Below are 14,725 nucleotides of genomic sequence, written 5' to 3'. Positions count from 1 at the left end.
CTCCCCTGAAACAGAATCTGGCACGGCTCAAACCGCCCCGCCCGGATGCAAGTTGACCCTAGCTCGTCGCGGCACGGCTGCGGTTACTTTTAGGCTCAAAAGCCACAAGCGGACAGATCTATGGAGGTGCACCGACAGCCGGACGTGACCGACCGGGCGGTCGGCCCGCCACAGATACAGCGATCAGGCGCATCCCGGCTGGCTGAGCAGCGACCGGATGCGTGCCGCCGGGCCGCCGGCTCGTGTCTCGCGCTGTCAGAGGGCGGGATTAGGCTCCGTACGTGACGATTCCTGCACCTGCGCAAGCTGATCTCGACAAGGCAATAGCCATGGCGTCGCGGCATGGCCGGCCCGCGGACCTTCACAGCGCAGGAGTGGCCGAATTGGCCGCGGCACTGGGGGTGCTGCGTCGCGCGGAGACCGGTGAGATTGTCCCGAGCGCTGTCCTGTTGGCCGCGCACGACCTGCTGCACACCCAGGTGCCGCCCCAACTCGGTGACAGCAGCATGCGGCGCCTTGCCCAACTCCTCGTCGGCCAGGGAGTGGTACCCAAGCCCGGCGACTACGACGGCCGGTGGTGGCTGTGGTGGCCCAAGAACGGCCGCGACCCCTGCCGCGACTGCGGCAAGACCCGCTCCCTGACCCGCTATTCGGCCCGCCTCGGAAACGACTACCGCTACCTGTGCGCACGCTGCCGCGCCGCTGAACGCCAGCACATCGTGCAGCAGGCCGACAGGCTGCTGCACGTGCACGACCCTCACCAGCCGACGTCAACACCCGCGCCCACTCTCGCCCCGCCCGCCGAGGCACCAACAGGCAGGGGCGTGCCCGCTCCGTCAGGCCGTGACTGGGAGAGTTACGTGATCCGGCTCGAAAAGCTGCTCGCAGCGCTGGGCTGGGCAGGATTCGACCTGCCAGAACGGTGGGACACCGACTTCGACCCGCAGGAAGGCGCATCGTTGTTCGCCACGTGCTGGCGCGGCGACGGCGGCCTGGACGTCCAGTACAACCCCCACCAGCAGACCCTGGCCCTGCAGCCCTTCGACGACGTGTGCGGTGACTGGCCCGAGTCCTACTCACTGCTGGACGACAGCATCGAAATCCCCGTCGCCCCCTCCGGCGAGCAGGCCGTCACCGCTGTAGCTGCCGCCGCCGGACAAGCCGGTCTGCTCGATGCCACCCACGTGCGTATCGCCGACTCCGCACCGGCCGAGGCCCGGCAGGAGTTCATCCTGCGCAGAATCCGCCGGATCTTCCAGCCGGCCGCCGACCGGCAGCTCCCGCTGGGAGACCTGCTTCGGGAAGTCACCGAGAACCAATGGCTCAACGCCTACCTGGAGTGGGTAGTCGGCATGACTGGCGGGGACGTCGCGCCCGACATCGTGCCCGATGCGGCTGCCCTGGGCGTAGCAGCCTGGTGCTGGCGCAACAACACCGCAGTGGAAAAGCACCACCTGGAATCGGACGTCCTGATGGCGCGTGTCAACATCGCCGTCACCCGCATCACTCAGCAGCACGTCTGCCCCGTCGAAGGCATCGACTGGGACAGCATCAAGAACGCCCTGACCGACCCGCAGTGGGCCCTGCCCGACGGAACCCCCGTCTCTTCGCTGTTCGGCCCGGGCTGGAGTGAGGTAACCGCCACCGTCACAGCGGAACTCGACCGCTGGCGCCACCACGACCATGAGGTGCTCGGCCCCCAGACGACACTGATCCTGATGAGCATCGGCGGCTCCACCGGCTACACCAACTCCTGGTGGGGGCAAGGGCGCTGGCACAGCATCTGCCGCCGCCTCATCGACGACGCCACCGCCGCAGGTCTGCCTCTGCCTCAGCCCTACGATCAGCGTGGCCCCGGCGCCCTGCTGGCCGATCTCGATGCCCCCGACGAGGTATCCCCGCCCGTTCTCGACTGGCTCATCGACCTCCCGGACGCCGGCGTCCATGGACCCCGCGGACTTCGCATGCACCACGCGACCCGTCCTCCCCAGCGCTGCTGGGACCCGCACTGGCTCGCCGACGACAACCCCTGACCCGCCCTGTCCGGACTACGATCGGTCGACCGCACCCTCTGGCCACCCGACGTGGTCCCGCCTCGGCGACGAGCAGCTCGATCGAGCTGCTCGGAAAAGGTGGTGCGGATGCGGCCGCCGTCCCCGACGAAGCCGGAGTCACCGAAGTCCTCGGTACGCCGGACCCGTTCTTCACTCGTTGAGGTCGAGTGTGTAGCCCACTTCGATGGCCGGCCCCTGGTCATCGAACGGGGAATGACTCATCTGCTGGTGATGTATGTCGATGTGGCCGTCTGGGATGAGGTCGTCGCCGTCCCAGTACCAGCGGGCCAGACGGTCGGCGGCTCCAGCGAACCTCGTCCGTGTCGAGCTGGCACTCACGTGGATGCTCTGGATCGATGCCCCGTCGGGAAGTTGCTCCCTCCAGGACTGCACCAGGGCTGGGAGGGCTCGCAGTTGAGTCTTGAGGTCGTCGACGACGTCGGCCGCCACCACCTGCCTGGGTGGCGGCATCCAGCCCCGGCGGCCGACGATGACGCCGGCGACAAGCGCGGGGGTGATGGTCAGCTCTGCGGTCTGGGCGGGACCGTAGCACAGGCGCCACTCCCGCTCGAACAGCCAGTCCGACCGGCCCCGGGCGGCGTCCGGCTCGTACACCACACACCGGTTGTATGTACGGCGTGGCAGCTCCGCCTTCATGTGGGCCTGCTCGGTGCGGGACACGTACAGGGCTGGTCGGGCGCCGGTGGCGATGAGCTGCTGGCGGTCAAGTACGAGGCCCCAGGGCGGGTAGGGCCCGCGGTGGACACCGTGGCGCAGCATCGCCCGGCGTGCTTCCTCGGTAACCTCGCTGAAGCAGATCACCGGCGCGTCGGTCCAGAAGGTGGTGTTCCCGCGCAATACGCCGTTGTGCAGGATGTTCACCAGCCTCTCCTCGGGGCTTCCCTGGGCGAAGTCCGGGACTTCTTCGTCCTGTCCCCGGGGACGTCCCGTGAAGTGGACCAAGTGGTCGGGCAGGTCGGGGTGCGTGCTCACGGTCGGTTCCTTCCCATTTGGTCCCGACGCGCCTGGCCGACAGATCGTCACCTACTGTTCGGCGCCGGATGGGAAGAAAATATCCGACGCCCCCTGCGGGCTCGCAGGCCCGCCCGGCCACAGCCGGGGAGGGGAGCCGCCAGCCGGTGGCTTGCCGAGCATCACGTGGCGGTGTGGAGTCCGACCCGTTCAGTGACGACGGGCCGGGGGGCCGCTCGTCCGCCCTTCCGCGGCCGCGGTGACGATGTAGTACAAGGCGCCCACGGGGTGCTGCAGCCCTTGGCGCTCTACAGTGGGATGCGGCCAGCACACGCACAGTCCCCCTGCAGTCCGGGACTGTCTGTTTGATGGTCAGCGGTCCATCTCGTCCGCCCGCCAGGAGAGCATTGCCCATGCAGGAGTATCAGTTTCCTTGGCAGCGGCGGGTGTTCGTGCTCGACGAGCCGCCGGCCCAGGGCCGTTACGGATGGCCGCCCCGCTACGCCAAGGCCGGCGTGCTGCTGGCCCAGGAACGGGCTACCGCCGTCATCGTGCTGCGCGGCGAACGCGGCATGGGCAAGACGTACGCTCTGCGTCAGGAACGCGACGCTCTGCTGGCCGCCGGTCTGCATCCCGCCTGGCTCGAACTGAAACGGTGCACCACGACCCGGCGGGCGCAGAGTCACATGCAGACGGCACTGACACCGCCCACCGAACCGGGAGAGTGGCACGTCCTCCTCGACGGCCTGGATGAAGGTCTCAACGACCTTCCCCAGCTGGACCAGCTCCTGCAGGAGGCGCTCGAGGACCTGCCCGAAGCGGATCGCGAAAGGCTTCGCCTGCGGATCACCTGCCGCAGCGCCCGCTGGCCGGCCCGGTTCGAAGAATCCCTGCGCGCAGACTGGCAACCCGACCAGATAAAGATCATGGGTCTGGCCCCACTCGGCCCGGACGACGTAGCCGTCGCAGCTGAGATGGTCGGCGTGGCGGATACCGCTGCCCTGCTCGAGTCGATCCAGCAGCAGGGACTGGTCGCACTGGCCACCCACCCGGTCACGCTGCTGCAACTCCTCGACAGTTACGCCGTTCACGCCCGCCTGCCGGCAACGGTGCACGACGCCTACCTCCAGGCGTGCCTGCGCTTGTGTACCGAGCACCGCCGCCCCACCAACCCCGCCCAGCTGCAGACGCAGACCTCCCCCGAACACCTGCTCGCCGTCGCGGCCCGGCTGGCGGCCACGATGCAATTCGGTCCGTACACCGCGGTAACCGAGGACGAATCCCGTACGACGGCAGACCTGCGCCTGTCACGGCTCGACGGTTTTGACGAACCCGGGCACCTGGGTGGCAGTGTCCCGTGCACCCTGTGGAATCTGCGCCAGGTGACCGAATCAAGCCTGCTGGTCCCGACCGGGGATCTGCGCTGGGCCTTCGCCCACGACAGCTACCGCGAATTCCTCGCCGCCCACTTCCTGCGCATGCACCACCTGCAGCCGCAACCCCAGCGCCAGCTGCTGTGGATCGGAGACGGCCAGGCCCGCCACATCATCCCCGCCCAGCAGGAAGTCGCCGCCTGGCGCGCCACCAGCGACACCACCCTCTTTGCCGACCTCATGCGCGACGACCCGCTCGTCCTGCTCCTGGCCGACCTGCCCAGCCTGCCCGACACCGACCGGGAGCGCGCAGTTGACGCCCTGTTCGCCCTGCTGGAACGGGATGACACGGTAAGTCTCGACCACAGCCTGCTGCACCGCCTCAACCACCGCCGACTGGCCGACCAGCTGCGTCCCCGCCTGCAGAAGCCCGGCCAGTCCCGTCTGACGTATGCGGTGGTCAGCATCGCCCGGGCTTGCCCCCACCCCGAGCTCGCCGACGACTTGCTGGACGTGGCCGAAGACGACCGCCACGACACGGGCGTGCGCACCGCGGCCCTGGCCGGCGTCACCGAGCCCACCCCGGACGCCCTCACCCGGATCATGGACCTGGCCCAGGATCCCTCGCCCGAGGTGATCGCTGCGGCGCTGCGCCATCTCTATCCCGGCCACCTGACAGTGACCGGCTATCTCGACTGCATCCGCGACCCTGACCCGGCCTTCGTGGGCACAGCCTTCTTCCTGCGCCGCGAAGCCCCGGCACAGCTCGACGACAGCACCATCGCCGAAGCAGCCGGATGGGCCGGACGTGCCCTGCACGCGGGAGACGCCCAGTCCACCAGCCCCGGCCTGGCCCTGGCTGTGCTGGCCCGTGCGGTCACCCTCAACGAGGACACCCCCGCTCTCGACCTCGTGCCCGTCATCGGCGAGGGACTCCTCGGCCTTGCCGACGACGAGGAACGCCTGCACAGCTCGGTCCTGCAGACCGCGCTGGAGGAGCTGGCCCAGGCCCTGGACAGCTGTCCCCGGACCCGGCGCCTGCTCGCCCGCCACCTCCTACAGCACGCCGAGGACAATGCCTTCTACAGCGTGCTAGCCGGCATCCCAGGCGGCTCCTTCCTGCCCGGTGCCGACCTGCTGTACTGGATGGAGCACTGGGAACAGCTCACCGCCATCAACCCAGCCCGCGCCCGGCAAGCTGTCCGCTTCGCGCCTCCCGAGGATCCCGAAACCAGGGCACGAGCCGATGCCGCGCGTCGCACCCATCCCACGCTTGCCGAGGCCACCGCATTCTGGGAGACCTACCGACGCGACCAGCAAGAACGCGCTGCCCGCGCCGAAGCACGACGGCAGCAACAGCGCTTTGACCCGGTCGACTTGAACACGGCACTCGACGAGGTTCTTGCTGCGGTCGGCCCGAGCGTCCTGACCGCATGGAACGCCCTGTTGCGCTGTTTGCGGCGCGCACCGGACGGCTCACCAACGCGGCACACCGGTGGCATTTCCACGCTGGCCGACCGGGCACCCTCACGTCCTACCAACGGCACCGAACCCGCCCGGCGCCTCAGCCAGGCAGCCACCCACCTCCTGAGCGAAGTTCCCCCGCTGACCACGGCCAACTTCCGCCCAGACTCCACCGCCCGCCGGCCGTCGGCAGAACTCACCGCCTTCGCCCTCGTCGACCACACGGCAGCACTGCATGCCAGCCCGGCGCACTGGGCCGGCTGGGCCGTCGCCCTCGCCCAGAGCGCCGCCTACGATGACGACGAACGCGATCTACAGCGCACCTGGATGCCATTGTGCGTTGCCCGTGCCGAAGACCAGCTGCTCCCACTGCTGCTGGATACCCTCGACCATTCCGCTGTCCAGACCCTGCGCGACCTGGTGAAAGCGCTGGAACGGGACTCCACCAGCGGGCTGAGAACCGTCCTGTCTGCCTGGGCACGGCACAGCGATCGCAGCCCCGAACAGTGGTACGCCGTCCTTGAGGAACTCGCCGCCGCAGAAGACGCCGAAGCCCTCAGCCACCTGGTAGACGCCCTCGCTACCGATCCGCGCGGGCACGAGCCCGGCTCGCCGCCACGGCAACGCTGGCTTTTCGCCGCCCGCGCCCTGCTGCGTCACGACATTCTTCCCGACCACTGGCCCGCCCTGCGCCGCGGCCTGGGCGACGTCACCGTCCTGAAAGAGTACGGCGACCTGCTCACTGGTGTGTCGACCGGCCCCGACGGCTGGCCCTTTGATCACCTCGACGACGACGCGCTGGTTGATCTTTACGTTCTCCTTCTGGAGGACATCGGCATCGCCCGCCTGCAACGGCCCTGGCGCAGCGGCTTCATCCAGGATGAAGACCGCCTCGTCGACCTGCTGCGCCACCTGCCGCGCATCCTCGCCTCCCGTGAAACCCACCATGCGGCAGCTGCCCTGCACCGGCTGGCCCAGGCCTACCCGCAGGTCTGGCAACTGCGCATGCTCGCCCGCGCCACAGCCCGCGCCGCAGCAGCCCGTAACGCCCAGCCGCTGGAGCCCGAACAACTGATCCGGCTTGCCACTGAGTACCAGACCCGCCTCGTTCGCGACGCCCGCCAACTGCTGGACCTTGTCCGTGAATCGCTGACCCGCATGGAGGAGGACCTGCAGGGCTACAACGGAACCGCCGTCACCCTCTGGAACCGCAACCAGTCCCGCTTCAATTCCAGTACTCAGTGCTGGCCCTGCTGGGAGGACGACCTCAGCGACACCGCCGCCTCCTTCCTGCGCCGAGACATCGGCGGCCACCGCATCGTCGTCAACCGGGAAGTCCAGGTGCGGCGCGACGGCCTTCCCGGCCTGCGCACCGACGTGCAGATCGAAGCCCCTGCCCCTCCCGGCACTGGCGAGCACACCCTCAGAGTCGTCATCGAGGCCAAAGGATGCTGGAACCCTGAACTGCCCACCACCGCCCGAACTCAGCTCCGCGCCTACCTGAGCGAGCCCGATACCGCAGGCCTGCTCCTGGTCGGCTACTTCGACTGCGCCCGCTGGAACACTAAAAGACGCAGCTGCCCCGCGACCAACCACGCGATCGACGACGTCCGCCGCGAGCAGCACGAGCAAGTACGTCAACTGACCCAGGACGGCACGCTGCTCGCCTCAGCGCATGTACTGGACTGCCGTCTACCCGATGAGAACAGCGACTGGCGCAAGACGGCTGACGAACCGGAGGTGTGAGCCGGTATGGCTATTCGGGAGTGTCGTCCTCGGCGGTGGCCACGTACTGGGGATGCTTCTCGTCGGCGTTGCAGGCCAGGTGGAGTGGCAGGGGCAGCAGGGTGCGGCCGTTCCAGCTGGCGGATTGCTGGGAGAGGCGGGCCGCGAGCCCGACAAGCCGTTCCTCCTGCCAGGTGCCCGGCCGGGCGATGGTGTACTCGGTGCGGGTGATGGCGTGGAAGTCGGTGCCGAGCTTGCTCTGCGAGGTCTCAGGCAGGGTGCGACGGGTGTAGTCGGTGCCGGTGCGCTGACCGCCCTTATGCTGCCGCGTCTCTGCCGCGAATAGCCAGGATCTGACCCCGCCGTGGTCCGAGACGTAAAGGATCTTCTCGGGCATGGCCGCCTTGTCGGCGTCGCCGGGGCGTTTGCTGCTGCCGCCGACGCGGTGTGTGGGCCGCGGGGTGCGACTGCCGTGCGTGACCCGGACGACGGCGATGTCCCGGCCGCGGGCAGCCAGCGCCAACCCGGGCAGTAGCCCGTCGCCCAGGGTGGGGTTCGCCAGGCCCGGCCACAGGTCCCGGTGCTGCTCGGTGAAGACCACCACACCGCGATCGCCGGGCAGTTGCGCCAGGGCCTGCTCGACATGATCCCGCACCCGCGCCGGGCCGCCGGTGTCGTCGCGCAGATGATGGCCGGGCAGACCGATCGGTCCGGCATGGTGGCGGGTGCGGCCGGCCGCCAAAGGCAGCCACTTCTGGCCGCTGTACATCAGGGCCGGCCAGTACCTCTCGTCAGGGTGGTGCGAGGCTTGCAGCGCGACCAGGGTGACGGCCAGGACCGGGGGAGCGGTGGCGCGGCCGCGGATGCGGGGGAAGCGGTGCAGCCGTGTCCACAGACCCACCAGCCAGGTCCGCCGGTCCAGTGCGGTGTCCCGGGCCAGGGGGTGGCAGGCGGCGGCCGCCAGCCGGTCGTCGATGACGCCGCAGTCTGTCAGCAGGCCGCCGGTGGCGATCTGTGCTGCGGCGTCTTCCTTGCGCGTGATGGGCGGCGGTTCCTGGTCGTTCCTGGCCGCGCGGGAGCGGGCGATCTTTTCGGCGAGGTTGGGCTGGTAGAGGTCGCCGAGCGAGGCCATGGTCAGAAACTGCGACGGCATGTCGCGGTCGGCGAACAGCGGCTTGAGGGCCGTCTTGGCATCGGCCTCACCGCGGGCCGGCAGGGAGGTCTCGACCAGGGTGGCGACGAGTTCGCCCGGATCGGACGGCCGCAGCATCGAAAGGCCGTTGAGGACCGGGGCCCGGTTGTGCGGGCCGTGCCGCACGAGTTCGGGAACCCGTACCGTCACCAGCTGCAGTCCCGGTGCCAGCACGCCGGTGTGCCCGTCCTTGAGCGCCTGGATCTCCGGCTGGGCGAAGTCGCGGCCCAGCTGGGCCAGGATCCGCTCCTTCCACGCCCCGGTTTCATACAGGGCGACGATCCGCAGGCTTTGGAAGCCGGCTGCCACAACGGCGGGCAGGATCTTGTCCGGGGGCACCACCGGAGACGGTTCGGGCGACAGCCGGGGCACCCTGACGCTGCTGCCGGTGTAGGTCAGGGGGGCGGCGTCCAGCATCCTGCTGGCGTGCTCCTCCAGCCGGCGCATCAACCGTGACCCCGCCCCCTTGCCGATGGGGTGCACGGCGGTGGTGTGGATGCCCCGCACCGGCCCGGGCTTGTCAAAGTCGACTGCGAACGGGTCGGGCAGCGGCGCGATCCCGCAGGCCTCGACGATCTGCGCGGTCGCCCCCTTGTACTGCGCCGACTTCAGCGTCCACTGGCCGTGATCGTCCTTGGCCCACCGCAGGTGCACCGGCGCCTTGAGCACGATGTCGGGGTTGGCGGGATGGCACACATGCGCGTTCTTTACCCCATACCAGCCGGTGGCGATCCGCGCGGTGCGCGCCTCCAGATGCGCCACCAGCATCCGGCCCCCGGGAGCCGGATCGACGTCGATATGGATGCGGTCCATGGCGTGACCCACACGGCGGCGCCGCTCACCGGTGGCCTCGTCGATCCAGCTCGCCTCCCGCTCCATCGGCTGCGCCCACGTCAGCAGGTCGCCTTCCGATTCCAGGACCAGCGCCAGCGGCTCGGCCAGCGTCTCGACCTCCCACGGTTCGCGGCGCAGCAGCTGGGCCAGACGCCAACTCGCCACCCGAAAAGGCCAGTTCGGTCCCGTGACGCGGCCCTCACGGTCGCGGTGCAGCACCTCCTGCAGCGGGTGGGGGCCGCCTGCCTCGTCGACCAGGTACTGGCTGAGCGTGTCCTGGCCCTCCCAGCCGGTCAGCCGGCCCTCCCATTCCCGCACCAGCCGCCGCCACACCGTGAAGTCGAGCGGCTCCGACGTGACGATCAGCGCCCGCCTGGTCCACGGCCCGGTCAGCGGCGGGCGTTCCGGGTCGGTGAACACCAACCGCCGCCCCGTGACCGCGCGGGCCGCCGTCGCAAGCGAGGCGGTCGGGCGCTGCGCGTCGAGCGAGCGCGGCTTGGGCAGCCGTGCCCAGGCCTGGCTGAACTCCTCGGGCAGCGGATACACATACACCTCGCCCATCAGCTCGCCGGTCAGTGCGAACGACAGGGTGCTCAGCGCACCGGGGCTCTTGGCGGAGCGGCTCACGGCGTCTCCCCGGGAAGGTCGTGGTCGGCCAAGCTCAGAAGGACATCGAGGGTGGAGCGGTAGATCCGGTCGATGAGGTCCCACTCGTCGCGCCGCTGCCAGTCCGTGCGCAGCGTGGACAGCAGGTGGGGGAGGGTGGAGTCGGTCGCGGTCTCGGTGAACGCGGCGTCCGCCAGATGCAGGCTGCCGTGGTCTCCGCCACGGCGGGTGCGGCCGCCGAGCTGGATCAGACGGGTGAGGATCTCCGCCACGATCGCGGTCTTCACGTCCTCGCCGAGGTCCTTGAAGTAGTGCGAGCCGCGCCGGATCTCCTCGAAGGTGCGTCCGGCGGACAGCCGCAGCTGCTCCAGGGCCGCGGCCGGTTCACCGCCGGGCGGGGGCGCGTCACGGTAGGCCAGCGAGTTGACCATGGCCAGCAGCACGGCCGGTTCTTCCATCACCAGCACCGGCCGCACTACCAGACAGGCCACGTGCAGCAGCGAGCGGCCGCCTTGATCGACGATGTTCAGGCCCCGCTCCACGCGGGCCATGGGCGCCAGCAGGAATCGGCACTGTCCGTGCCCGACATGGAAGGGGAACTGCTCCAGCCGGTCCGCCGGGAGGGGTACCCATCCCGGGGGGTGTTTCTCGTAGCGCGGCACATCCCGCGGCCGCACCGCCACACAGATCTCCCCGGCCGGCGCACCGGCTGAGATCAGCCCCTGCGCCAGCAGCGGTCCGGCGTGGTAGGCCTCGAATGCCACCAGCACGTGCGCCCGATGCGCCCGCGCCGGATCAGCGGCCACCTCCGCCAGCTCCGCGTCCAGCCGCGGCCACAATGCCGCACCCATCTCCTGGTACGCGTCCTCGCGCCGCTGTCCCCGCAGCCCCGAGATCCGCGCCCATTTCCCGTCCTCGTGCTGCACCTTGTCCAGCACGGCGCTGAGAGTGCCGTTGACGTCGTCCGGCACGTACCACGACGGCGGTGTGAGCAGATGATGCCGCGGCGCGCGCGGCATGTGCGCGGTCGCCGACAGCCCGATCACCACACGCCGCCGGCCGCCGTGCGCCAGCGCCGTGACGTCGCCGAGATGGCTGATGTGACTGTGCGGGTCACCCACGAAGCTCTTGAGGGTGAGGGTGGTTGCCGCAAGGTCCTGGTCGTTGAAGTGCTCGCTGAACGCAAACAGTGGCCGTCCCAGCGGCCCGTAGGGCGCAGCCCTCCACGGCACGTGCGACGACAACACCTCCGCCAGCTCGTTGGAGGCCGTCATGCCCGCCCCCTGCAAGGCCGGTGCCACCCCCACGATCTGCCGCAGGATCTCGCGGCTCTTCTCCAGGAAGGCCCGCCGCGCCGCGTACTGGACGAGATCGGTCACGTCCTCCGGCGGGGCATCCTGCGCAGTGTCCTTCGGCGAGTCGTCCCCGGCGGCCGCATCCTGCGGTGACGGGTCTGCGGTGACCTTCCTGAAACGGTCGGTGAGCTCGGCGAGGGTGTCGGCGCTCAGACTGCCCTCGTCCGACAAGTCGGTCAGCGACGACAGGACGGACCGCAGTTCCTCCAGCCCTTCGACCTCCTCGCTCTCGTCCAGCTCGCCGGTCTTGCTGAACAGCCGGTTCACGGTGCGCATGTGCGCTTCGCTGGGCCGCTCCCCCGGTTTCAGTTTGAAGATCCGGTGGGCCAGCATTGCATCCCACCGCCGCGGCACCACCAGTCTGCGCCGCTCCCGGTCCGGGGTGATGGCCCCCCGCGCCAGGTGCGACACATACGTCTCGGCCAGCCACGACAGCCGCTTGATCTTGGGGTGCAGATACTCCTCGACCTCACGGCTCAGCCGCAGACAGTGACGGCTGAACTGCTCCTCCAGCTCGCGTACCGGGCTGCTGGCCGACCCGTACCGGGCCAGCAGGACGCTCTTGGCGCTCTCATCGAACGCCTTGGCCTGCAGCGCGTCGACCTCGTCCATCATCACCACATGCGCCCGGCGCAACAGCAGTTCCTCCACCGTCACATCCCCGCGCTCCACACCGCAGTCGGCCAGCGGAACGTGGATGCGCCCGATGAGGAAGTTGGTGTGATTGGTGATGAGGATGTCCGCGTCCAGCGCGGCACGGTGGTGACGGAACTTGCCGCAGGTGGCACGCCACGGACAGCACCGTGTCTTGCCGGAAGAGTCCTTGAGCTGGTCGCACGGTTCGTTGCCGGGATCCCACAGCTCCACGCCCCGCGACTCGGGCGCCGCGTGCGCGGTCAAGGCGCAGCTGTAGGACATTTCCCCGAACACCCACTCGCGGTGCTCGGCATCGTCGTGCACGCTGCCCGCGGTGTCCTCGGCGAGCTTTTGCATGCCGCGGGTGGAGATCAGCGGCACCACCACCGGCAGCCGGCCTCTGTGTTCTTTCTTGTCTGTCCGGCGCAGGGTCTTCGCGTCCCGGCGCAGCCGTGCCACCGCCTGCATCACCTGCGCGTTCTGCGGCACCACCACAGCAGCCGTCAGACCGCGCCGCGCACACCACAGGGCGATCAGCTCCGAGGCGATGTTCTTTCCCAGCCCGGTAGGGGCATGCAGCACATGGGTGGCTCCCGCCTGCGCATGGAACTCCTCGCCCAGTGCCGAGCCGTCCGCATGGTGCAGATGCTCTCGCAGGTCCGCGACGGCCTTCACCCGGTGCTGCTCCCCGTAGGCGGCGTCGAGCCGCTCGGCCAGCTGCTCCAGGTCGCTGAGGGGGATCCGCAGATCGTCAAGGTCAGCGCCGTCCTGCAACACCGCGGCCGCAGCCTTCCCGGGCTCAGCAATGCGCAGGTCGTAGCGGACGCCGACGGCTCGCCGCGACGGGCTCAGCGGGTCGTTAATCCGCAGTTCGGAGAAGTAGCGCCCGGGCGCGGCCGGCTGCCGCCGACGGGCACGGGCAGCGCGCGCCACATGGCCGTCGATCTCCGCCAGCAGATCGTCAATGCGCGCGCCAGAGTCGGATGCAGGCATCACCACGACCTGCCCGTCCTCGTCGGCCGCAGCGAACTCCGCTCCTGCGCCGGCCGCCGCCACCCGGGCGGCCTCCTCACGGAAAACACTGCGGTGCGCCAGCGAGGCGGGACGCCTGCGCAGCAATCGTGCCACCCGTAGCCGGTCATCCTGAGACAGCGCCGGCCACTGCTCCCACCAGGGCAGATGTCCGGACAGCAGGAAGTGAGCGTCGTCCAGACGGGCCACCTGCCGCCACGCGGACTCCTCCTTGGGGGCCCGATTGGGAAAAAGCCGGGCCGCCAGCAACACGGAGGCCCGCACCACCAGCGGCACCGTGACGCTTCCGCTGCCGGCCGTGCCGCTCATGCCGCCCCCCGCTGCAACTGGGCGCTGATCAGGCGTTTGAACGACGCCAGCGTGTGCACGGCGTACCCGTCCGGCTCCAGCGCCGCACGCAGCGGCTTGACCTGCTCCGACCGGTAGGACGGCACCACGATGGTCTTCGCCCGCGGAGGCCGGTCGATGATGCTCTGCTCGTTGGCGACGTCCTTGACATCGACCAGGCACCGCCCGTCCGGCAACGTCACCCCGATGTCCCAGGAGTCCATCTCACCCCAGCGCTCCACCTTCAGCCCCTTGCGCTCCAGCCACCGCATCAGATCCACCTCGGTCAGCCCCGGCACGGTCAGATGACGCCACACCGGCCAGTCCAGGCACAGCACACCCTCACCGCGACGCGCAGCCAGTCCCGGGGGCCCGTTCACCACCTCGGGCGGATCGCTCAGACGCCGTCCCGGCCGCAGCAGCACGCGGGCCTTGCGCTGGTGCGGCAGAAAGTCGCAGCGCAGCAACTCACCCGTTAGCCGCATCGGGTACGCACACACCGGGCACGGCCACCACCACACCGCACCCCCTCGCACGCAGCTGCGCTCCGCCGGCAGCGGCCGGTAGACCTGCATGCGCGCACCCCCGCGCCGCGCGTACTCCTCGAGAATGCTGTCCTCGGTACCGGTGGGGACCTCCACCAGCATCAGCCGACCGGTGACGTACTGCGCCTGGCTGCCGCTGGCCAGCTGCCGGTAGATCGCGTGTTCCGTCTGCTCCGCCGTCTGCCACGACCAGGTCGGCAGCCAGTCCCGCCCGCCGTCCAGTCCGCCGGTAGCAGGGTCGAAGAGCACCTCGAGGTAGGAGCAGCCGACTTCGAAGGCTTCCTCGGTCAACTGGGCGGACTGCTGGTCGTGTCCGTCCTCCAGAATCACCAGGTCGCCCATCTCGGCAGGCAGGGCGGACCAGTCCAGAGGGATCCACGACCGCAGCGGACGAGTGAGGTTGCCGATCAGGCCGGCAGGTGTCTCGGGACCGGCGCCCAGTGGGAGGTGCCCCAGGATGACGCCGTGCATGCAGGAGATCTCACGCCAGGCCCGCGGCTCTTCCAGCCGCCGGGTCCAGGCCACCCCGGCGCGTAACGCTGCACTGATCACTTTCCGCCCGAGGGCGTACTGAGCATCGCTCATCGCGAGGCCCCCTTTCCACACCCCA

General features: G+C 69.6%; 6 protein-coding genes. 2 read left to right on the top strand and 4 right to left on the bottom strand.

Features of this window, described 5'->3' with window-relative positions:
- Positions 1 to 383: 383 nt before the first annotated feature.
- Positions 384 to 2,033 carry a hypothetical protein gene (locus ACIHCM_RS34805; RefSeq protein WP_399905152.1) on the top strand — a complete coding sequence of 550 codons (1,650 nt, stop codon included), beginning with the start codon at positions 384 to 386 and terminating at the stop codon, positions 2,031 to 2,033.
- Between the two features lie 171 nt (positions 2,034 to 2,204).
- On the opposite strand, the gene ACIHCM_RS34800 is transcribed toward ACIHCM_RS34805, so the two are convergent.
- Positions 2,205 to 3,047 (bottom strand): hypothetical protein, encoded by an 843-nt coding sequence (locus ACIHCM_RS34800; RefSeq protein ID WP_399905149.1) that lies wholly within the window; start codon positions 3,045 to 3,047, stop codon positions 2,205 to 2,207.
- A gap of 392 nt (positions 3,048 to 3,439) precedes the next feature.
- On the opposite strand from ACIHCM_RS34800, the gene ACIHCM_RS34795 reads away from it, so the two are divergent.
- Positions 3,440 to 7,609, top strand: a complete 4,170-nt coding sequence (locus ACIHCM_RS34795; protein ID WP_399905146.1) for an NACHT domain-containing protein — start codon at positions 3,440 to 3,442, stop codon at positions 7,607 to 7,609.
- A 10-nt stretch (positions 7,610 to 7,619) separates the two neighbouring features.
- Here the strand turns inward: ACIHCM_RS34795 and ACIHCM_RS34790 are convergent, their stop codons facing one another.
- The 3 genes from ACIHCM_RS34790 to ACIHCM_RS34780 are packed head-to-tail and all read right to left on the bottom strand — an operon-like array spanning position 7,620 to position 14,700.
- Positions 7,620 to 10,241 (bottom strand): RNaseH domain-containing protein, encoded by a 2,622-nt coding sequence (locus tag ACIHCM_RS34790; protein ID WP_399905143.1) that lies wholly within the window; start codon positions 10,239 to 10,241, stop codon positions 7,620 to 7,622.
- Entirely contained in the window at positions 10,238 to 13,552 is a 3,315-nt protein-coding gene (locus ACIHCM_RS34785; RefSeq protein ID WP_399905140.1) for a hypothetical protein, read from the bottom strand. The genes ACIHCM_RS34790 and ACIHCM_RS34785 overlap by 4 nt, the downstream gene beginning before the upstream one ends.
- Positions 13,549 to 14,700 (bottom strand): hypothetical protein, encoded by a 1,152-nt coding sequence (locus ACIHCM_RS34780; protein WP_399905137.1) that lies wholly within the window; start codon positions 14,698 to 14,700, stop codon positions 13,549 to 13,551. The genes ACIHCM_RS34785 and ACIHCM_RS34780 overlap by 4 nt, the downstream gene beginning before the upstream one ends.
- Positions 14,701 to 14,725 lie beyond the last annotated feature (25 nt).

Origin of the sequence: Streptomyces sp. NPDC052023 (assembly GCF_044548465.1) — a bacterium.
Taxonomy (GTDB): domain Bacteria; phylum Actinomycetota; class Actinomycetes; order Streptomycetales; family Streptomycetaceae; genus Streptomyces.
Note: the sequence above shows the minus strand (reverse complement) of the source record. Positions and strands in the feature narration are given on the sequence as shown.